This is a genomic window from Micromonospora sp. NBRC 107095 (genome assembly GCF_030269705.1).
Taxonomy (GTDB): domain Bacteria; phylum Actinomycetota; class Actinomycetes; order Mycobacteriales; family Micromonosporaceae; genus Micromonospora; species Micromonospora parva.
Window position 1 is genome coordinate 106745 of sequence record NZ_BSTU01000002.1, and the last position, 20526, is coordinate 127270.

The 20526-nt window shown below is 71.7% G+C and carries 15 protein-coding genes; 8 read left to right on the forward strand and 7 right to left on the reverse strand.

The window, feature by feature from the left end:
* Positions 1–72 precede the first annotated feature (72 nt).
* The 5 genes from QSK15_RS12835 (at position 73) to QSK15_RS12855 (ending at position 6318) form a co-directional block, all read left to right on the forward strand.
* Positions 73–1416 (forward strand): ABC transporter substrate-binding protein, encoded by a 1344-nt coding sequence (locus QSK15_RS12835; RefSeq protein WP_279519293.1) that lies wholly within the window; start codon positions 73–75, stop codon positions 1414–1416.
* Between the two features lie 66 nt (positions 1417–1482).
* Entirely contained in the window at positions 1483–2529 is a 1047-nt protein-coding gene (locus QSK15_RS12840) for a carbohydrate ABC transporter permease (RefSeq protein WP_285794467.1), read from the forward strand.
* A gap of 1 nt (position 2530) precedes the next feature.
* Positions 2531–3499: a carbohydrate ABC transporter permease gene (locus QSK15_RS12845; RefSeq protein WP_279519291.1), complete on the forward strand. Its 969-nt coding sequence runs from the start codon at positions 2531–2533 to the stop codon at positions 3497–3499.
* Between the two features lie 66 nt (positions 3500–3565).
* Positions 3566–4612, forward strand: coding sequence for a LacI family DNA-binding transcriptional regulator (locus QSK15_RS12850; RefSeq protein WP_285794468.1), 1047 nt, complete (start codon positions 3566–3568; stop codon positions 4610–4612).
* Positions 4613–4644: 32 nt separating this feature from the next.
* Positions 4645–6318, forward strand: a complete 1674-nt coding sequence (locus tag QSK15_RS12855; protein WP_285795104.1) for a glycoside hydrolase family 13 protein — start codon at positions 4645–4647, stop codon at positions 6316–6318.
* A 414-nt stretch (positions 6319–6732) separates the two neighbouring features.
* Here QSK15_RS12855 and QSK15_RS12860 read toward each other — a convergent pair whose 3' ends face one another.
* From QSK15_RS12860 to xylA, 3 genes are all read right to left on the reverse strand, one after another.
* A complete protein-coding gene (locus tag QSK15_RS12860; RefSeq protein WP_285794469.1) occupies positions 6733–8166 on the reverse strand; it encodes an MFS transporter in 1434 nt (477 codons plus the stop codon).
* A 93-nt stretch (positions 8167–8259) separates the two neighbouring features.
* Entirely contained in the window at positions 8260–9687 is a 1428-nt protein-coding gene (xylB, locus tag QSK15_RS12865; protein ID WP_285794470.1) for a xylulokinase, read from the reverse strand.
* A gap of 9 nt (positions 9688–9696) precedes the next feature.
* Positions 9697–10884: a xylose isomerase gene (gene xylA / locus QSK15_RS12870; RefSeq protein WP_285794471.1), complete on the reverse strand. Its 1188-nt coding sequence runs from the start codon at positions 10882–10884 to the stop codon at positions 9697–9699.
* 77 nt (positions 10885–10961) lie between these two features.
* On the opposite strand from xylA, the gene QSK15_RS12875 reads away from it, so the two are divergent.
* Together QSK15_RS12875 and QSK15_RS12880 are read left to right on the forward strand one after the other, a co-directional pair.
* Positions 10962–12200: an ROK family transcriptional regulator gene (locus QSK15_RS12875; RefSeq protein WP_285794472.1), complete on the forward strand. Its 1239-nt coding sequence runs from the start codon at positions 10962–10964 to the stop codon at positions 12198–12200.
* Positions 12201–12320: 120 nt separating this feature from the next.
* Positions 12321–13931, forward strand: a complete 1611-nt coding sequence (locus QSK15_RS12880) for a PP2C family protein-serine/threonine phosphatase (RefSeq protein ID WP_285794473.1) — start codon at positions 12321–12323, stop codon at positions 13929–13931.
* A 23-nt stretch (positions 13932–13954) separates the two neighbouring features.
* Here QSK15_RS12880 and QSK15_RS12885 read toward each other — a convergent pair whose 3' ends face one another.
* Positions 13955–14620 carry a MarR family winged helix-turn-helix transcriptional regulator gene (locus QSK15_RS12885; protein ID WP_285794474.1) on the reverse strand — a complete coding sequence of 222 codons (666 nt, stop codon included), beginning with the start codon at positions 14618–14620 and terminating at the stop codon, positions 13955–13957.
* A 58-nt stretch (positions 14621–14678) separates the two neighbouring features.
* Between QSK15_RS12885 and QSK15_RS12890 the strand changes: the two genes are divergently transcribed.
* The gene (locus QSK15_RS12890; protein ID WP_285794475.1) at positions 14679–15809 is read left to right on the forward strand and encodes a PP2C family protein-serine/threonine phosphatase; all 1131 of its coding nucleotides are present in this window, start codon (positions 14679–14681) and stop codon (positions 15807–15809) included.
* Between the two features lie 7 nt (positions 15810–15816).
* Here the strand turns inward: QSK15_RS12890 and QSK15_RS12895 are convergent, their stop codons facing one another.
* The 3 genes from QSK15_RS12895 to QSK15_RS12905 form a co-directional block, all read right to left on the reverse strand.
* Positions 15817–17298: a sugar transferase gene (locus tag QSK15_RS12895; RefSeq protein ID WP_377634399.1), complete on the reverse strand. Its 1482-nt coding sequence runs from the start codon at positions 17296–17298 to the stop codon at positions 15817–15819.
* Between the two features lie 216 nt (positions 17299–17514).
* Positions 17515–19269: a substrate-binding domain-containing protein gene (locus QSK15_RS12900; RefSeq protein WP_285794476.1), complete on the reverse strand. Its 1755-nt coding sequence runs from the start codon at positions 19267–19269 to the stop codon at positions 17515–17517.
* A gap of 157 nt (positions 19270–19426) precedes the next feature.
* The gene (locus QSK15_RS12905; RefSeq protein ID WP_377617090.1) at positions 19427–20485 is read right to left on the reverse strand and encodes a lactonase family protein; all 1059 of its coding nucleotides are present in this window, start codon (positions 20483–20485) and stop codon (positions 19427–19429) included.
* Between the last annotated feature and the right edge of the window lie 41 nt (positions 20486–20526).

Here is a 20526-nt window from a genome sequence, read left to right on the forward strand (position 1 = left end):
ACATGTGTGCACGCCCAATCGGACCGGCGACGGGTCACCAGCGAGACCGCGCCGGCTAGGAAGGAGGACGGCATGGCGGTCTTCACCAGACCACGCCAGGCCTTCGTGATCGCCGGCGTACTCGGGCTGGCGCTCAGCGCCACCGCCTGCGGTACCGGCGACGACAAGAAGAGCAGCAACGCGGGCTCCGCGGAGTGCGCCGCATACGAGAAGTACGACGGCCACGACGGCAAGAAGGTCTCCATCTACGCGTCCATCCGTGACGCCGAGGCCGACCTGCTCAGGAACTCCTGGAAGACGTTCGAGGACTGCACCGGCATCGAGATCGACTACGAGGGCAACGCCGAGTTCGAGGCGCAGCTCCCGGTCCGGGTCGACGGCGGCAACGCGCCCGACCTGGCCTTCGTGCCTCAGCCGGGCCTGGTCAAGCGGTTCGCCGACGCCAGCAAGCTGAAGTCCCTCGGTGCCGACACCAAGACGATGGCCGAGCAGAACATGCCGGCCGACTGGCTGAAGTACGGCACCGTCAACGGCACCCTCTACGGTGTGCCGCTCGGCGCCAACGTGAAGTCCTTCGTCTGGTACTCGCCGAAGCTCTTCAAGGAGAAGGGCTGGACGGTCCCCACTAGCTGGGACGACATGATCAAGCTCAGCGACACGATCGCGGCGAGCGGAATCAAGCCGTGGTGCGCCGGCATCGAGTCCGGTGACGCCACCGGCTGGCCGGCCACCGACTGGATCGAGGACGTGATCCTGCGTACGCAGGGCCCCGAGGTCTACGACCAGTGGACCACCCACGCCATCCCGTTCAACGACCCGCGGATCGTCGACGCCGTCAACCGGGCCGGCACGATCCTGAAGAACGAGAAGTACATGAACGGCGGCTTCGGCGGGGTGAAGAGCATCGGCACCACCGCCTTCGGTGAGGCCGGCCTGCCGGTCACCACCGGCAAGTGCGCCATGCACCGCCAGGCGTCGTTCTACGCCAACCAGTTCCCCGAGGGCACCAAGGTGGCCGAGGACGGCGACGCGTTCGCGTTCTACTTCCCGGCCATCGACACGGCCAAGGGCAAGCCGGTGCTCGGCGCGGGCGAGTTCGTCGTCGGCTTCGCCGACCGCCCTGAGGTGCAGGCGGTGCAGACCTACCTCGCCTCGGCCGAGTACGTCAACAGCCGCGCGAAGCTCGGCAACTGGGTCACGGCGAACAACAAGCTGGACATCGCCAACGTCGCCAGCCCGATCGACAAGCTCTCCGTCCAGATCCTGCAGGACAAGACCGGCGTCTTCCGCTTCGACGGATCCGACCTGATGCCGGCCGCGGTCGGCGCGGGGACGTTCTGGAAGGGCATGGTCGAGTGGATCAACGGCAAGGACACCGCGTCGGTGCTCCAGGGCATCGAGAGCAGCTGGAAGTGATCTGAGCGGTGGGCCGGTCCGCACCCGCGGGCCGGCCCACCGACGGATCTGGACCTGGGAGGGTCGATGGAGTTCGACTTCGCTGAGGAGCAGCCGAAGTTCCTCATGCTGATGTACGGGCTGATCGCTTTCGTCGCGGTGGTGGGCGGTCTGCTCCTGCTTCTCGACGTGGTGCCGGCCTGGTTCGCCCGCCGTCGGGAGGCGCAGCTGGTCGCCGCGTCCGCCAGCGGCGCCCCGCTCCCACGGCGCTCGAAGCAACGGGAAGGGCTCTTCGCGCTCTTCTTCATGCTGCCGACGGTGCTGCTGCTCACCATCGGGCTGGTCGTGCCCGCCATCCGCACCACGTTGCTCTCCCTGATGGACAAGGACAGCAACGATTGGGTGGGCCTGGCCAACTACCGCTGGATGTTCTCCGACGACTCGATCGTCCGGGTGCTGACCAACAGCCTGATCTGGGTGATCCTGGTCCCGCTGGTGGCGACGGGCTTCGGCCTGATCTACGCCGTGCTGGTGGACAAGGCCCGGTTCGAGGCGGTCGCCAAGTCACTGATCTTCCTGCCGATGGCCATCTCGTTCGTCGGCGCGAGCATCATCTGGAAGTTCGTCTACGCCTACCGAGGCGACGGCGACCAGATCGGCCTGCTCAACCACATCGTGGTCAGCCTCGGCGGCGAGCCCAAGCAGTGGTTGCTGGAATCACCGCTGAACACGCTGCTGCTGATCGTCATCATGGTCTGGATCCAGGCCGGCTTCGCCATGGTGGTGCTCTCCGCCGCGATCAAGGCCATCCCCGCGGACATCGTCGAGGCCGCCCGGCTCGACGGCGTCAGCCCCTGGCAGATGTTCTGGCAGATCACCATGCCGACCATCCGCCCGGCGCTGATCGTGGTGGTGGTGACCCTCTCGATCGCCACGCTCAAGGTCTTCGACATCGTCCGGACCGCTACCAACGGCAACTACGACACCAGCGTGATCGCCAACGAGATGTACAACCAGGCGTTCCGGTACGGCGAGAACGGGCAGGGTTCCGCGCTCGCGGTCTTCCTCTTCATCCTGGTCATCCCGATCGTGATCTACCAGATCCGCAACCTCCGTCAGCAGCGGGAGGGCTGAGATGACGACCGCAACGCCCACCGTCGCCGCCGGCACCCAGAAGACCGACGGCACCCCGACCACCACGGCCGGGCGGGTCCGCAAGCGGCTGAACAGCCGCACCGCGACACTCGTCTCGATCGTCATCGCGGTGCTCTGGACCATCCCGACCTTCGGCCTGTTCATCTCATCGCTCCGGCCCGAAGACGAGATCAAGACCACCGGCTGGTGGACGGCCTTCACCAACCCGCAGTTCACCTTCGAGAACTACCAGCAGGTCCTGTTCGGCCGGTCATCGTCGTCCGGGCAGCTGGCCAGCTACTTCATCAACTCCCTGGCGATCACCATCCCGTCGGTGCTCTTCCCGCTCGCCTTCGCCTCCCTGGCGGCGTACGCGCTGGCCTGGATCAACTTCCGGGGTCGGGACTGGGCCTACATCGCGATCTTCGCGTTGCAGATCGTGCCGTTGCAGATGGCCCTGGTGCCGTTGCTGAAGTTCTTCTCCACCGGCGTCAGCCTCGGCGGCGTCACCCTGATGCCCGCCTGGGACCTGGTCGACGAACAGAAGTTCGCCCAGGTGTGGTTCGCGCACACCTGCTTCGCGCTGCCGTTCGCCGTCTACCTGCTGCACAACTTCATCTCGCAACTGCCGGGGGACCTGATGGAGGCGGCCCGGGTCGACGGGGCCACCCACCCGAAGATCTTCCGGACCATCGTGCTGCCGCTGATCACCCCGGCGCTGGCCGCGATCGGCATCTTCCAGTTCCTCTGGGTCTGGAACGACCTGCTGGTGGCGCTGATCTTCGCCGGCGGTGGCGACGAGACCGCCCCGCTCACCGTCCGGCTGGCCGAGATGGCCGGCACCCGGGGCAACGAGTGGCAACGGCTGACCGCCGGCGCGTTCGTGTCGATCGTCGTACCGCTCATCGTGTTCCTGTCCCTGCAGCGCTTCTTCGTGCGAGGTCTGCTCGCCGGCAGCGTCAAGGGCTGACCGCGCGCCCGCCGTCGCCTGGCCCCTCGGGCGGCGGCGGGCACCGGGCACCGAGCGGGGGTAACCGTGACGAGGATCGATGATGTGGCCCGGCTGGCCGGGGTCTCCACGGCCACCGTCTCGCGGGCCCTGCGAGGGCTGCCGACGGTCTCGGCCGCCACCCGGCGCCGGGTACTGGCCGCCGCCGAACAGCTCGACTACGAGGTCTCACCGAGCGCCTCCCGGCTCGCCGGTGGCCGCACCGGCACTGTCGCGGTGGTCGTCCCCCGCATCACCCGGTGGTTCTTCAGCACCGTCGTCGAAGCGGTCGAGGAGTACCTGCACCAGGCCGGCTACGACCTGCTGCTCTACAACCTGGGCGGCCGGGAGCAGGTCCGCCAGCGGGTCCTGCGCACCGCCAACCTGCACAAGCGGGTGGACGCCATCATGCTGGTCGCCACGCCCCTGCGTCCGGCCGACCTGACCGCGCTCGCCAGCCTGGAACTGCCCGGAGTCACCATCAGCTCGGGCAGCAGGGTGCCCAACTGGCCGTGCGTACGCATCGACGACGTGGCCGCCGCGCGGGTCGCCACCAAGCATCTGATCGACCTCGGCCACCACCGGATCGCCCACATCTCCGGCGACCCGGACGACGAGTTGGCCTTCACCACCCACCTCGACCGGCGGCGGGGTTACCAGGCGGCGCTGCGCTCCGCCGGCCTGCGACCCGACCCGACCCTGGACATCGAGTCCACCTTCACCATCGACGGCGGCAACCGGGCCACCGCCGAACTACTGGCCCGCGGAGAGCCGCCGACAGCGATCGTCGCCGCCTGCGACGAGATGGCGATGGGCGCGATGACCGCCCTGCGCGACGTCGGGCTGCGGGTGCCGCAGGACGTCAGCGTGGTCGGCATCGACGACCACTACCTGGCCGGTGTGCTCGGGCTCAGCACCGTCGCCCAGCCCGCCGCCGAGCAGGGCCGGCTCGCCGCACAGATGCTGCTCGACCCGCTCGGGGCCCGACCGCCGAACCCTGTCGTCAGTCAACGGGGCACCGGTTGCGACACTCCGGTGGTCCTGCCCACCCGGTTGGTGGTGCGGGATTCGACAGCACCGCCCCGGGCAAACTGAAATCCACACACACCGCAACACGGGAGACGACCCTGAACACCGACCCGACGCAGCAGACCTCCTCCGACCAACCGGCCACCGGCTGGTGGACCGAGGCCGCCATCTACCAGATCTACCCCCGCTCGTTCGCCGACTCGGACGGGGACGGGATCGGTGACCTGCCCGGCATCACCGCCCGCCTCGACCACCTGGTCGAGCTGGGCGTGGACGCGGTGTGGCTCTCTCCCTTCTACCCGTCGCCGCAGGCCGACGCCGGCTACGACGTGGCCGACTACCGCGACATCGACCCGCTGTTCGGCACCCTCGCCGACGCGGACAAGCTGATCGCCGAGGCCCGGTCCCGCAACCTGCGGGTGATCGTCGACCTGGTCCCGAACCACACCTCGTCGGCGCACCGCTGGTTCCAGGCCGCGCTGCCGGCCACGCCCGGCAGCCCGGAACGGTCGCGGTACATCTTCCGGGACGGCCGGGGCCCGGGCGGCGACCAGCCGCCGAACGACTGGCAGAGCGTCTTCGGTGGTCCGGCCTGGACCCGCACTGTCGACGCCGACGGGCAGCCCGGCCAGTGGTACCTGCACCTGTTCGACACCGGGCAGCCGGACCTCAACTGGGACAACCCGGAGGTGCACGCGGAGTTCCTTGACGTGCTGCGGTTCTGGCTGGACCGCGGGGTGGACGGCTTCCGCGTCGACGTGGCGCACGGCCTCATCAAGCAGGCCGACCTGGCCGACTGGCAGGAGCCGCAGGAGATCCTCTCCGGCAACGAGATCGACAAGCCCCGCCCGCCGATGTGGGACCAGGACGGCGTGCACGAGATCTACCGGCAGTGGCGGCAGGTTCTGGACAGCTACCCCGGCGAGCGGGTGCTGGTCGCCGAGGCCTGGGTGGAACCGGCCGAGCGGTTGGCCCGCTACGTCCGCCCGGACGAGATGCACCAGGCGTTCAACTTCGAATACCTGCTCGCGGAGTGGACCGCACCGGCCCAGTACGCGGTGATCACCCGCTCGCTCGAGGCGACCGACTCGGTCGGCGCGCCGACCACCTGGGTGCTGTCCAACCACGACGTGGTGCGGCACGCCTCCCGGCTCGGCCTGCCGGTCGGCACCGTACGCCCCAACGGCATCGGCATCGGTGACCCGCAGCCCGACGCCGCACTCGGTCTGCGCCGGGCCCGGGCGGCCACCGTGCTGATGCTCGCGCTGCCCGGCTCGGCGTACCTCTACCAGGGCGAGGAGCTGGGGCTGCCCGAGCACACCACGATGCCCGACGAGGCCCGGCAGGACCCGACCTGGGCGCGCAGCGGACACACCCAGCGCGGCCGGGACGGCTGCCGGGTGCCGATCCCGTGGGAGGCCGACGCCCCGTCGTACGGCTTCGGGCCGACCGACGCCAGCTGGTTGCCGCAGCCCGCGCTCTGGGCGGAGTACGCGCTGGACCGCCAGCGCGACGTGCCCGGCTCGACGTACGAGCTGTACCGCACGGCGCTGCGGTTGCGCCGTGCCCACGGGCTGGGCCGCGGGACCCTGGAGTGGTTGTCCTCCGGCGACGAGGTGCTGAGCTTCCGCAACGGTGAGCTGACCGTGCTGACCAACTTCGGTGCCACAGCGGTACCGGTGCCGGCCGGCGCCGAGGTGCTCGTCGCCAGCGCGGCACTGGACGACGACGGCGCGGTCCCAACCGACGTGACCGTCTGGCTGCGCGGCTGATCTCGCGCCGACCGGCCCGCCCCGGCCGCGCGGCGCAGGCGGGCCAGTCGGCGCAGGCGGGCCAGTCGGCGCAGGCGGGCCAGTCGGCGCAGAACAGCCGCTGTGGAGCTGATGTCGTAAACGATTCACGCCCGACTGCACCTCAAGATCGCGCTACTTCCAGGTTCCAGTGGCCTCCGTCCGCCAGAAGGCAACTAGAACCAGGATCGAGCGCGATCTTGAGGTTGGCGCGCGGAGCGGGGCGCGGGACAGGGTGCGCGAGGTCGAGTGCGCGAGGTCGGGGCGCAGGGCCGGACGCGCAGGGCCGGACGCGCGGGGCCGGACGCGCGGGGCCGGACGCGCGGGGCCGGACGCGCAGGATCGGGCGCGGGGCAGGGTGCGCGGGGTCGGGGGGCGGAGCAGGGGCTCGGGGTGTCAGAGGCGGTCGGCCCGGTTGTGGAGCAGGTCGTGGACGTTGTCGATGTCCGCCGGTGAGGTCCGCGAGGCGAGCCAGTACATGACACCGGTCGGGATGAAGAAGAGCTGGAACGCGGCCAGCCCGACGGCGAAGTTCAACGGTGGCGGGAATGCCGTTCGCAGTGCCTGGAAGGCCACCCCGACCAGCCCGTTGCCGGCCGCGCGACCGACACCGTTGACGAGGTTGCCCAGGCTGTAGACAGTGCCCCGGTGCTCCGGCGGGTTGACGTCGGCGATCAACGCGAACCAGTTCGGCGAGTTGGCCGAGGTCAACGCGAGCGCCACGATCGCGGTGAGCAGGCTCAGCCCGACCGACGGCTCGGTGAACACACTGGCCAGCACCGCGCCGACCACCGCGCCGCCGCTCGCGCCGTCCGGCACGTCGATGGTCACCGGGACGAAGAACAACACCAGGTAGAACGGCAGCGCGGCGAGGATGCCGACCGAGGCGACGAGTGCGCGCCCCCGCGGTGTCCGCCGCTGCACCGCATCGCCGATCAACCCACCCACGATGGACAGCACCCCGCCGAGCTGGAACAGGGTGGCGAACACGCTGCCCACCACCACCGCCGTGGACGTCGAGTAGCCCTGGGCCTCGGCCCGTTCGGCGAAGAGCACCGGCAGCCAGACCAGCGAGCCGAACGCGGCCTGCGCGGTCAGTCCCTGCAGGATCAGCCACCGGTTGGTCCGCCGGGCCAGGATGCGCGGCAGGTCGGCGCGGCTGATCCGGTAGTCGTACTCGGCGCCGGCGTCGAGCCTGCCGGCCAGTTCCGGCTCGCTCTGGCCCCGTCGGATGTCGTACGTGAAGAAGTAGGCGAGGGTGGCGACCAGACCGACGCCGGTCAACAGCAGGAACGGCCGCCGCCAGTCGGCCGCCCCGAGCAGCCCGCCGACGAGAGTGCCGGCGAGGGTGCCGACGCCCTGGGAGAGCCCCCAGAAGCTCATCACCAACCCGCGCCGGGTCGGCGAGATCAGGTCGGTGACCACGGAGAAGCCCACCGAGCCGACCGCGCCGAGGCCGACCGCCGCGACCAGCTGCGCGGACAGGAACGTCAGGTAACCGCCGGCGAGCGCGCTACCGCCGGTGCCCGCCGCCCAGAGCAGCGTGCCCACCATGAGCAGTGGCTTGCGGTTGGTGCGGTCCCCGACGTACGCCCAGCCGACGGCCGCGACCGAGCTGACCAGGAAGCTGACCGCGGTGACCACGCCGAGCAGCCGCCCGGACACGTCGAACGCGTCGGAGATCGGTCCGTACAGCGGAGGGACCAGCCCGATCGCCACGTTGTCCAGCGAGGCGAGCAACACGAACACCACGACGCTGTACAACCGGTGCGCCGGCCCACCGCCCCGACCGTGCGCGCGCAGGCCGGGCCCGCCACTGGTCACCGTCATGACCGGCAGCCAACCAGACTCCGCGCGGGCGCGCGTCACGCGGGTGGCTGCCGGTCACCGTCGACCGGCAGCCACCCGCGTCGATCGCGACGCTCAGCGTCGGTCGAGCACCAACCCGCGGGCTGCGGCGTACTGGTCGCGGACGGCGGGAACGGCCGCCGCCGCGTACTCCTCGGTGCCCTCGACCGCCCAGGTCGGCGGCGCGGCACCGCCCAGGGCGACCCAGGCGGCCTGTCGGGCGGCCCCGTCGGCGACGTACTCGCCGGCCGGCGGGACGACGACCGGGCAGCCGAAGACCTGCGGGGCGATCTGACGCACCGCGGCCGACCGGGCCCCGCCGCCGATCAGGATGACCCGGCGGGCGACGGCACCCTGCGCGGTCAACGCGTCCAGGCCGTCGGCGAGCGCGCAGAGCATGCCCTCCACGGCGGCCCGCGCCAGGTACGCCGGGTTCGAGGTACGCAGGGTCAGGCCGTGCACCGCGCCGGTGGCGAGCGGCCGGTTCGGCGTCCGCTCACCCTCCAGGTACGGCACCATGACCAGCCCGTCCGCCCCGGCGGGGGCGGAGAGCGCCAACTGGGCCAGCTCGTCGAGGGTGACGCCGAGCATCGCGGCGGCGGCGTCCAGCACCCGGGCGGCGTTGAGCGTGGCGACCAGCGGCAGGAAACGACCTGACGCGTCGGCGAAGCCCGCCACCGCGCCGCTCTCGTCGGCCGCCGGAACGTCCGCGACGCTGAACACGGTGCCGGAGGTGCCGATCGAGACGATCACGTCACCCGGCCCGGCGCCGACACCGAGCGCGGCAGCGGCGTTGTCCCCGGTGCCCGCGCCCAGCAGCGCCCCACCCGACCCGCCCAGGTCGTCGGCGAGCTTTCCCGCCGACTCCGCCGGACCGAGCACCTCGGGCACCACCAACCGCCGACCGAAGCCCTGCTCCAGCAGGTCCAGTCGATAGTCACCGGTGGCCGGCGACCAGTAGCTGGTGCCACTGGCGTCGCCCCGGTCGGTACGCAGCGCGCCCAACCCCGGTGCTCCGGCTAGCCGCCAGGTCAACCAGTCGTGCGGCAGGCAGACGGCGGCCACCCGGGCCGCCAGCTCCGGCTCGTGCCTGGCCAACCACCGCAGTTTGGTCAGGGTGAAGCTGGCCACCGGAACGCTGCCGGTGGCCTCGGCCCAGAACCGGCGCCCGGCCGCGCCGCCGCCGGCCTCCTGGATGAGATCGGCGGCGGCGTCGGCGGATCGGGTGTCGTTCCACAGCAGCGCCGGGCGGACCACCCGGCCGTCCTCGTCGAGACACACCATGCCGTGCTGCTGGCCGGCGACGGAGATCGCCGCCACGTCGGCGAACCCGCCGGCCTGGTCGGCGGCGCTGCGCAGCGCCTGCCACCAGGCTTCCGGGTCGACCTCCGTGCCGTCCGGGTGCGGTGCCCGGCCCTGCCGGAGCAGGGCACCGGTCTCCGCGTCCCGGATCACCACCTTGCAGGACTGGGTGGACGAGTCAACGCCTGCGACCAACGGCATGGCGGGGCCTCAGCGGGCGCCGAGCAGGTGCTCGACGGCGAGCTGGTTGAGCCGGACGAAGGCGAAGCCCCGGGCGGCGACAGCGTCCACGTCGACATCCTCGAACGCGGACCGGTCGGCCAGGAACTCCTCGTAGCCCTCGCCGTCGCCGAGCGTCGGCGTGCTCAACTCGCCGACCTTGCTGGCGGCGAGCGCCTCGATCACCTCGGGGTCGGCACGGAACGCCGCCGCGCGCTCCTTGAGCAGCAGGTACGTGCTCATGTTGGCCGCCGCGGACGCCCACACCCCGTCCATGTCCTCGGTACGCGAGGGCTTGTAGTCGAAGTGCCGGGGACCGTCGTAGGTCGGCCCACCGTTCGGGCCACCGTTCTCCAGGAGGTCCACCAGGGCGAACGCGTTCATCAGGTCACCATGGCCGAAGACCAGGTCCTGGTCGTACTTGATGCCGCGCTGGCCGTTGAGGTCGAGGTGGAACAGCTTGCCCTGCCAGAGCGCCTGGGCGATGCCGTGGGCGTAGTTGAGCCCGGCCATCTGCTCGTGCCCGACCTCCGGGTTGAGGCCGACCATCTCCGGGTGCTCGAGCTGCGAGATGAAGCCGAGCGCGTGCCCGATGGTGGGCAGCAGGATGTCGCCGCGCGGCTCGTTGGGCTTGGGCTCCAGCGCGAACCGCAGGTTGTAGCCCTTGTCGATGACGTACTGGGTGAGCAGGTTGACGGCCTCGCGGTAGCGGTCCAGGGCGGCGTGGACGTCCTTGGCGAGGTCGTACTCGGAGCCCTCGCGGCCACCCCACATGACGAAGGTGCCCGCGCCCAGCTCGGCGGCCAGGTCGACCTGGCGCAGCACCTTGCGCAGCGCGAAGCGGCGGACGTCGCGGTCGTTGCTGGTGAAGCCGCCGTCCTTGAAGATCGGGTGGGTGAAGAGGTTGGTGGTGACCATCGGCACCACCAGGCCGGTCTCGTCGAGGGCCTTGCGGAACCGCGCGATGTGCTGGTCACGGGAGGCCGCGTCGGCGCCGAACGGGATCAGGTCGTCGTCGTGGAAGGTGATGCCGTACGCGCCCAGTTCGGCGAGCCGGTGCACCGCCTCGACCGCGTCCAGTTCGGGGCGGGTGGCGTCACCGAACGGGTCGCGGGCCTGCCAGCCCACGGTCCAGAGCCCGAAGGAGAACTTGTCGGCGGGGGTGGGACGGGGTGCCATGAGCGACCTCCGGGTGGTGGTGTCAGGTATTTGTTCAGCGATTGAATTATTTGCCCACCCTATGGCACTGTCAAGGGGTGAGCCTCACCCACGCCCCGGCCGGCGCGGTCCGTCAGGGCAGTCTGCGCGAGCTCAACCTCGCCCTGGTCCTCGGTCGGATCGCCGCGGCTGACCGACCCCCCTCCCGAGCCGACCTGGCGACCGCCACCGGCCTGACCAGAGCCACCGTCTCTGCTGTCGTCGAGGATCTGCTCGGTGGCCGGCTGGTCAGTGAGTCCGACCCCGCGCCCCGCTCGGGTGCCGGCCGCCCGGCGCGCGGGCTGGTCCTGGCCGAACAGGGGCCGGCCGGGCTCGGCCTGGAGGTCAACGTCGACTACCTGGCGGTCTGCGTGGTGGACCTCACCGGCCAGGTGCGGCACCGCACCGTGCACCGGGCCGACCTGCGCCCGGTGGCCCCCGCCGACGCCCTGGCCCACCTGGTCGAGATGGCCGGGGCAGCCCGCGACGACGCCGCCGACCAGGGTCTCACCCTGGTCGGGGCCGCGCTCGCGGTGCCCGGCCTGGTGGACGACGACGGGCTGGTCCGGCTGGCCCCGAACCTCGGCTGGTCCGACGTGCCGGTGCCCGCGCTGCTCGCCGAGCACCCTCCGCTGATCGAGCAGGTGCCCGGGGTCCCCGCCTTGACGGTGGACAACGAGGCCAACCTCGCCGCGCTCGGCGAGCTGCACTCTCAACCACCCGGCCCGTCCAGCTTCCTGCACATCTCCGGGGAGGTGGGCATCGGCGCCGGCATCGTGCTGGACGGCGCGCTGTTCCGCGGCGTACGCGGGTGGAGCGGTGAGATCGGGCACCTTCCGGTCCACCCCGAGGGCCGTCCGTGCCGCTGCGGCGGGCAGGGCTGCCTGGAGCAGTACGCCGGCCAGGAGGCGATCGTGTCCGCCGCCGGGCTGGCCCGGGCGGAGCTTCCCGCGGACACCGCGACCGCCCGGCTGGCCGAGTTGGCCGAGGCCGGCGACGCCGACGCGCTGCGGGCGCTGCACGAGGCCGGAACGGCGCTTGGCGTCGCGGTGGCCGGCGTCGTCAACCTGCTCGACCTGGACACCGTGGTGCTCGGTGGCGGTTACGCCGCGCTCGCACCCTGGTTGTGCCCCCCGGTCCTCACCGAGATCGACGCCCGGGTGCTCACCGCCGCCTGGTCGCCGGTCACGGTCCGGCCGTCGACGCTCGGTGCGGAAGCCGCAGCGGTGGGGGCCGCCGGCTCGGTGGCCCGCCGGATCATCGCCCAGCCCGCCGGCTGGCTGGCACGCTCCGGCTGATCGCCGCCCCCGCGCCCCCGTCGGCACGGATCGGTACCCTTGCACTCAGGCAACGATCCCCGGTGAGGAGTCGAGAAGCAGCATGCGCACACGTCGTCAGACGCGAGCCGGCGTCCGGCGGTGACCACGACCCGGCAACCCGGCGACACCCCGCTGCCGGCCGACGACCGGTTGGCCCGCGAGCTGCTCGACGGGCTCGCCGAGGCCGTGCTGATGACGGACCGGACCGGCCTGGTCACCCTGGTCAACGCCATGGCGGCTGAGCTGCTCCCGGAGATCGAGGCCGGCACCGAGCTGGCCGACTGCCCGGTGGCGGCCCTGGCCCGGGCGGTCGTCACCGGCGCTGACCGCTTCGACACCGACCACCACGGCCGGCGACTGCGCGGCGTCCGGCGTCAACTCGCCGGCTCCCGGTGGGCGTGGTATGTCCGCGACGTCACCGAGGAAGACGCCCGCACCGACGCCCTGCTCGCCGAACGCTCCCGCACCGCGTTCCTCGCCCAGGCCGGCAGCCGGCTGGCGCTCACCCTGCACCGGGACCAGGTCCTCCGGTCCGCCACCACGCTCGCCGTCCCCTACCTGGCCGACGTCGCCGTGGCACTGCCCCGAGCGATACCGCCGGCCGAGCCACACGCCAGGTGGATCCGGTACGCCGACGGCGATCCGGCACCGGTCACCGGGCTGGCCGGTCCCGCGCTGACCAGCGCCGTGCCCGGTCTCGCCGAGGCGCTGGCCGGCGACCGCGCCGAGCCGGGCCGCTGGCCGGACGCCCCGCTCACCGACCTGGCCGACCTGCTGCCGCCCGGCTTCGGCCCGCCGGGGACGGTGCTGGTCAGCCCCCTGCTGAACGCCAGCGAGTCGACCGGCGCCCTGCTGCTCATCCGTCGGTCCGGGCGGGCCGGTTTCGAACCGCGCGACGTGGAGCTGGCCCGGGAGTTCGCCGCCCGCGCGGGTGCCGCGCTGGCCACCGCCGACCTGCACAGTGAGCAGGCCCACCTGGCCCAGGTACTGCAGACCAGTCTGCTCCCGCCCGAGCTGCCCGCCGTGCCCGGCGTGACGATGGCCGGCGGCTACCGGGCAGCGGGCGACACCCTGCGCATCGGCGGGGACTTCTACGAGGTGTTCCCGCACCCCGAGGGTGCCCTGTTCGCGCTCGGCGACGTGTGCGGCAAGGGCGTGGGCGCCGCTGTGCTGACCGGCCGGGTCCGCCAGTCGTTGCAGACGCTACGGCTCGTCGAGCGACGCCCCCTGGAGCTGATCCGCCTGCTCAACCAGGCGCTGTTCGACGCGCCGGACGCCGCGCGGCGCAGCCAGTTCACCACAGTGCTGCTCGGGTCCCTGGACCGCGGGCCCACCGGACTGGACATCCGGATCGCCGGCGGAGGGCACCCGGCGCCACTGCTGGTCACCGCCGACGGCACTGTCACCACGGTCCCGGTCGGCGGCATGCCGGTGGGGGCGCTGACCGCCGCCCGGTTCGCCGAGGCGCGGGTGCACCTCGATCCGGGCGACCTGTTGCTCGCGTACACCAATGGGGTGACCGAGGCGCGCGGACCGCGCGACACGGCGACGTTCGGTGAGGCCCGGTTGCGGGCCGCGCTCGTGGCGGCGGCCGGGCAACCACCGGCGGCGCTGATCGACCGGGTGCTGCGGGAGGTCGACGACTGGCTGGACGGGCAGGCCCACGACGACATCGCGATGCTGGCCGTGGGCGCGTCGACGCCGGCCTGACCGACGGCGACCGCCCGGCCTGGTCAGGCGGTCCGCGCCACCGGCGGGTCCGCGGTCGGCCACTCCCGGGTGCTGCCGGCCGTTGTGTCCGGACCGCCAGTGGCGCCCGTCCACACCGCGCGGGTCGGCCGCGCGGGATCGACCGACCAGTCCGCCGACCGCCCATCGGGCCGGTCCGGGCCGTCCGGCCAGTCCCCCGGGCCCGTCGGCTCCCCGGCCGTCGCCGGCCGCTGCTCCTGCTGGCGGCGCGCGGTCTCGTCGAACTCCCGCATTCCGCGCAGCAGCGCGTCGCGGCCCTCCCGGCTCATCCCGGTCAGCACGGCGTCGAGTTGGGCCCGGCGGTTGGCCCGTAGCTCGGCGAGGAGCCGGCGGGCCTCCGGGGTGAGGTGCAGCGAGATCTCCCGGCGGTCGAAGCGGCCCGGCTCGCGCTCCAGCATGCCGGCCGCGACCAGCCGGTCGCAGAGGCGGCTGGCGGAGCTGAGCAGCATGTCGAGTCGGGTGGCGAGCCGACGGAGGTTGATCCCGTCGACCTGCTCCACCACCATCACCGCCCGTAGCTGGGCGCCGGAGACCCGGTTGGCGGTCCCCTCCCGGGCAGATTCCCAGATCCCGAGCAGGGCAGCGGCCGTCGCGTCCAGCGCGGCAGCCATACTCGTGTCGGGGTCCGTCGGACGGTTCAGTTCGGCCATGGTGGCCCGAGAGTACTCCGAACCCACTGGTGGTCGAGCTTTCAGCGAGGGAGTGACGATGAGCAAACCGGTCGATCGGGCACGACGTGCCCTGAACGAGACACCAACCGACCGGCTCGTCGGTGGAATCGGGGACGTGCTCGCCGGGTCGTACGGGATCACCGACGTTGAGCTGTACCAGGTCGACTACCGGCTCGCGGAGCTGCTGCCACTCACCGACGGTGACTCGATCACGAGCCCCGGGCACCCCGCCTGGCGCGCCTTCGACCACCAGTCGCCGCTACTGACCGACGGCGTCGCCTGGGTGCCGGTCACCATGCGTGGCGAGCGCCGAGGAGTGCTGCGCCTGTCGCCCGTGCCGGACGACCAGGAGGTCATCACCGCGCTGGCCGAGGTCGCCACCGCGCTCGCGCACGAGGTGGCGGCGGTCTCCGCCGGCACCGACGTCTACCGGGCGGCTCGGCGCACCCAACGCCTCACCCTGGCCGCCGAGATGCAGTGGGACCTGCTTCCCGGCCGCAGTCGGATCCGTCCCTCGTTCAGCCTGGCCGGGCAGTTGGAGCCGGCGTACGCCGTGCGCGGCGACAGCTTCGACTGGTCCGACGACGGGGAGCGGCTCTGGTTGTCCACCATCAACGGCACCGGTGAGGGCGTGGCCGCCTCCCTGCTCACCTCGCTGGCCACCCACGCGCTGCGCAACGCGCGTCGGGCCGGGCTGAGCCTGGCCGACCAGGCCGCCCTCGCCGATCAGGCAATCTACGACCTGCACCGGGGCGGGCAGCACCTGTCGGCATTGCTGATGGAGCTGGATCTGCGTTCCGGGATGATGACCGTGGTGGACGCCGGGTCTCCCCGACTGGTCCTGCTACGCGGCGGCGAGGTCACCGAGCAGCCGCTGGAGGCGCAGTTCCCGCTGGGCATGTTCGAGGCCACTGACTACCACGAGCAGAAGTTCCCCCTGGAACGCGGCGACCGGGTCTTCGTGGTCAGCGACGGGGTGGTGGAGGCCACCGGGCAGCACATGCGCTACGGCGAGACGGCACTTGACCGGTTCCTGCGGCGGACCGGGCCGATGGCACCCCTGGACGCGGTCCGGTCGCTGATCGGTGATCTGCGCGCGTTCGTGGCCGGTGACCTGGTCGACGACGCGGTGGTCGTCTGCCTGGACTGGACCGGCCCGCAAGCGTGACCTGTGGTCAGTACGCTCCGCGGCCGTTCAGCACCGCGCCGAAGGTCTTCCAGAGGATGGTGAGGTCGGCGGCGAGGGACCAGTTCTCCACGTAGTAGAGGTCGAGCCGAATGCCGTCCTCCCAACTCAGGTCGGAGCGGCCACTGACCTGCCACAGGCCGGTCATGCCGGGCTTGACCAGCAGCCGCCGGGCCACGTCACCGTCGTAGCGGGCCACCTCCGAGGGCAGCGGCGGGCGCGGCCCGACCAGGCTCATCTGCCCCAGCAGCACGTTGACCAGTTGCGGCAGCTCGTCCAGTGACCATTTGCGCAGCAGCCGGCCGACGCGGGTCACCCGGGGGTCGTGGCGCATCTTGAACATCAGGCCGTCGGTCTCGTTGCGGGCTGCCAGCTCGGCGAGCAGCGCGTCCGCGTTCACCACCATGGTGCGGAACTTGAAGACGCCGAACTCCTGCCCGCCCCGGCCGACCCGGACCTGCCGGAACAGCACCGGGCCCCGGCTGTCCAGTTTGATGGCCAGGGCGATGAACGCGATGAGCGGCAGCAGCACCGCCAGCGCCAGCGACGAGACGGACCTGTCGACGAAACCCTTCACCAGTTTGCGGACGCCGCGGAACTCGGGCGCCTCGACGTGGATCAGCGGCAGTCCGGCGACCGGGCGGGTGTGGATCCGTGGGCCGGCGACGTCGGTCAGCGCGGGTGCCACGACCAGGTCGACGCCGGTCCCCTCCAACTGCCAGCCGAGGCGGCGCAGCCGGGTCGCGGTCAGCTCACCCGAGGCGGTCACCGCGACAGTGTCCGCGCCGATCGCGGTGGCGGCCTCCGGGATGCCCCGGAACGACCCCACCACCGGCACGTCACCCAGCCGTTGCGCCACCGGCGCGAGCAGCGCGTCCGGGATGCAGGCGCCGACCACCTGGTAACCGGCGTACGGCTCCCGGCGCAACGTGTGGACCAACTCCAACACGTGGGCGGTGTCGCCGACCACCAGCACCTTCCGGGACCAGCCGGCGCCGAGCGAGCGGGCCCGGTGCAGCCGCTTACGGGCGGCGAACCGGGCCACCTCCAGCCCGACGGTACCCACTGCGAAGGAGATGCCCAGGAAGCCCCGGGAGACTCCGACGTCGGCGATGTAGCCGATGATGGCGATCGCCCCGGCCAGGCGCAGGCTGGCGGAGCTGACCCGCCGGTACTCGTCCGCCCCGTAGCCGATCACCCGGTCGTCGTAGCAGCCGAGGGCCTTGAGCGAAATCAGCCAGGCCAGCACCAGCCCGGGGGCGACCAGCACGTACGGGATCTCCGAGCCGGTCGGCTCGCCCTCACCGAAACGGGTGACGTACCCGATCAGCAACGCGATGATGAGGACGGTGGTGTCCAGCACCACCAGCACCCGGACGTAGGACCGTTCGTCGGCTCGTGCCAGCAGCCCGGTGCGTTGACCATCGGGCTCCGCCGACGTGGCGGGGGTCAACAGTGTCGCCACGCTCACCGGCCCTCCCACTCTGTACAGGATGGCCCCGGCCAACGGTCGGACCGGAGGCGGACCGACCATGCCGGAACAGTCGACATCCTGCCCTGACAACTATGACTGCCGATTGCTTCCGACGTATTGCCGTCACTTTTCTTCAACAACTGGCGGGCCGAAAAGGGGCCTGCCACACCGGATCGACGGGTGTGGCCGGCCCCCCGACCGCTGAGCGTCGGATCAGCGCGGTGCTGGAGGACGCCGCGCGATGGCGCTGAGGAAGATGCTGCCGATCTCGCTCGGGTCCTTGGTGACGAAGACATCGCCACCGGTCACCTTGGTGATCGACTCCAGCTCCGCCTTGCTGACGCCCTCACCGATACCGATCATGATGACCTGGACCGGCCGCTCCGGGTCGGCGAGCTGCTTGAGCTTGCCGAGCAGCTGCTGCTGGTTGAGGCCGTTGTCGTCCTCGTTCTTGCCGTCGGTGAACAGCACGATCGAGTTGACCCGGCCGGGCTGCCAGTTCTCCTGCACCGCCTGGTACGCGGCCAACATCGTGTCGTAGAGGCCGGTGTCGCCGCTGGAGGGCTTGACGGTCGCGAGCGCGCCCTCCAACTGGCCGCGCTGGCCGGACAGCGGGCCGATCGGGACCAGCTCCCGGTAGTCCCGATTGCCGACCAGCTTGGTGGAGAAGGTCCACAGACCGATCGACCAGGAGTCGTCGAAGAGGCTGAGGCCGCGGCGGGCCGCGTCGACAGTGACCTCTTCCCGACTGCGGTTGTTGGCGCTCGGCACCGTCTCCTTCATCGAGCCGGAAACGTCGATGACGGCAAGCATCCGGCCGGACTGGGTGGCGATCGACCAGCTGGAGACGACCCGCTGGATGGCGGCCGGGTCCAGGCCACCCGCCGCGGTGCCGCCGTTCGCCGGTGCGGTGGGCGCGCCGCCGGACGGGCTCGGCGCACCCTGCGGGGCCTTGAAACCCTCGCCCCAGTTGCCGTCCGGCGCGCGCAGCGACTGCGCGGCGAGCCGGTCCCGGAAGGTGCTGCTGGTGAGCAGCTCGAACAGCACCCGGGCCGCCGACGCCTTGCTCGGCTCGATGCCGGGCAGCACCGCGTACGGGTAGTCCAGCGGCATCGGCGCCGGCTCCATGTAGAGCGCGGCGAGCGGCACCGGCGGTTTCTTGCTGTTGTACGCGATCACGTCTTCTTCGGACAGGGCCGCCGCACCGAGACCACTGGCGATGGACGTGGAGTCGTTGGCAGTGGGGAAACGGGCCAGCAGGTCGTTGCGGAGCGAGGAGCGGCCGGTGGCCAGTGCGCGGAGCGCGCCGACGGTGTTGCGCTGGGCGTCGCCGCCGGCCGCGCTGGCGGCGGCGGTCAGCGAGAGCAGACCGGACAGGCCTGCCGCGTCACGGGTCGGCTCGACGATCCCGGTCCGCAGCGGCGTGCTGCTGTTGACCTGCTTGAGCAGATCGGTCCAGTTGAACTTCTTGTCCGGCCAGCCGAGCCGGGTGGCGATCGGCTCGGGCATCGCGACGACGATCGGGCTACGCGCGATGGACGCGCCGTTGGTCGGAGCGAACGCCGTCGCGTCCTTCTTCAACCGCAGCAGCCAGGTCGAGGAGTCGGGCACCCAGACGTCGGGGCTGACGGCGGTGCCGCTGGCCTGCCCCACGCCGGCGAGCACCGCGCCGTGCTTGGCCGCGACCACGGCCGCCACGTCAACCGGGTCGGACGCGGAAACGTCGACCCGGATGCAGGTCGGGCCTACCGCCGCACCGTCCTTCACCCACTGCGACGCCGCCGCGTCCACCGCTGGCGCGAGTTCGGAGGCGACCGCCACGGCGAGCCGGATCTCCCCCGAGCAGCTGGGTTGGATCAACTCCCGATAGCCGAACCACGCGCCCGTCGTGACGACGAGCACCCCGACCGTTGCGGCGGCGGCGGCTAGGTGGAGTTTCGAACGCATGCGATGGCGGCCTGCTGACACGGTGACCATCTTGCGTACTAGGTGCCGTCTCTGCCACATCCGTTCGGACTAAAGTTACGCAGGAGAAACAGTTGACCTCCTTTTTGCAACACAGAGTGACGTAGCAGCCTCGTGGCGTTGCCGAATCAGTGCAGCGCTCGCGTCTCTAAACCATCGTTCAGGGCAAAACGCACGTCGGGCTCGGCACCGGAACCGGCTCGCCGACCGCCTCCGGGACGCCGGTGTCGGCGTCACGCCGGAACACCCGCACCATGTCCGCCCGCTCGTCGGCGACGTAGAGGTGCTCCCCGATAAGCGCGAAGTGCCGGGGCCACTCGCCACCGGTGTCCACTTCGGCCACCAGCTCGGGCAACGCCCCGGCCAGGGTGAAGACCGCCACGGTCCCCACCCCACGGTTGGCGACGTAGAGGAAACGGCCGTCCAGGGTGACAGCGACCTCCGACGGCTGGACGTGACCGGCCCGTTCGCTCGCCTCGACCCGCCCGCGTTGGTGCAACGCGCCGTCGTCGGTCAGCTCGTACGCGGTGACCGAGGCGTCCAGCTCACCGACGAGGTAGCAGCGCCGTCCATCCGGGTGCCGGGCCAGGTGCCGGGGGCCCGTGCCGGGCGCGGTTCGCATCCGCGGTGCACGCGGCACCAGGCGTCCGGTCGCCGCGTCCAGGTCGTACCGGTAGACGGAGTCGGTGCCGAGATCCACGGCGAGGATCGGCGCCCGGCCCGGTCCCGGCGAGACCATGTGGGCGTGGGCGTGGTCCTGGCGCTCCGGGTCGGGGCCGTGCCCCTCGTGCACGACCAGATCGGTGCGGTCGCCGGGCACGCCCCGCGGGTCGAGCGGGAAGACCGCGATGCTGCCGCTGCCGTAGTTGGCCGCCAGCAGGTGATCGCCGCCGGGCAACACCGCCAGGTGGCAGGGCTCGGCCCCGCCGGTCGACCGGCTGCCGAGCGGGTCCAGCGCGCCGTCCGCGCCGACCTGCCAGGCGCTGACCTCCCCGTCGGTCAGCTCGTTGACCGCGTAGAGCACCGGCCGGGTGGGGTGCCGCGCCAGGAAGGACGGGGACGGGGTGACCGCTACCGTGCCGAGCGGGGTCAGCGCCCCGGTCGTCGGGTCGCGACGCGCGGCGACGATGCCACTGCCCCGTCCACCACTCTGCGCGGTGTAACAGCCGATGTGGACGACCTCATCCTGACCGCTCACGTACCACTCCTCCGCCGGCATCCTCCGTTGATCCAACCAGAGCCTGCCCGCGTTGCCCGCCC

What these genes read in the sequence shown, in the direction of transcription:
- QSK15_RS12835 (WP_279519293.1), top strand. Translation starts at nt 73, where the DNA reads ATGGCGGTCTTCACCAGACCACGCCAGGCCTTCGTGATCGCCGGCGTA.
- xylA (WP_285794471.1), bottom strand. Translation starts at nt 10,884, where the DNA reads ATGGCACCCCGTCCCACCCCCGCCGACAAGTTCTCCTTCGGGCTCTGG.
- QSK15_RS12840 (WP_285794467.1), top strand. Translation starts at nt 1,483, where the DNA reads ATGGAGTTCGACTTCGCTGAGGAGCAGCCGAAGTTCCTCATGCTGATG.
- QSK15_RS12845 (WP_279519291.1), top strand. Translation starts at nt 2,531, where the DNA reads ATGACGACCGCAACGCCCACCGTCGCCGCCGGCACCCAGAAGACCGAC.
- QSK15_RS12860 (WP_285794469.1), bottom strand. Translation starts at nt 8,166, where the DNA reads ATGACGGTGACCAGTGGCGGGCCCGGCCTGCGCGCGCACGGTCGGGGC.
- QSK15_RS12885 (WP_285794474.1), bottom strand. Translation starts at nt 14,620, where the DNA reads ATGGCCGAACTGAACCGTCCGACGGACCCCGACACGAGTATGGCTGCC.
- QSK15_RS12905 (WP_377617090.1), bottom strand. Translation starts at nt 20,485, where the DNA reads ATGCCGGCGGAGGAGTGGTACGTGAGCGGTCAGGATGAGGTCGTCCAC.
- xylB (WP_285794470.1), bottom strand. Translation starts at nt 9,687, where the DNA reads ATGCCGTTGGTCGCAGGCGTTGACTCGTCCACCCAGTCCTGCAAGGTG.
- QSK15_RS12890 (WP_285794475.1), top strand. Translation starts at nt 14,679, where the DNA reads ATGAGCAAACCGGTCGATCGGGCACGACGTGCCCTGAACGAGACACCA.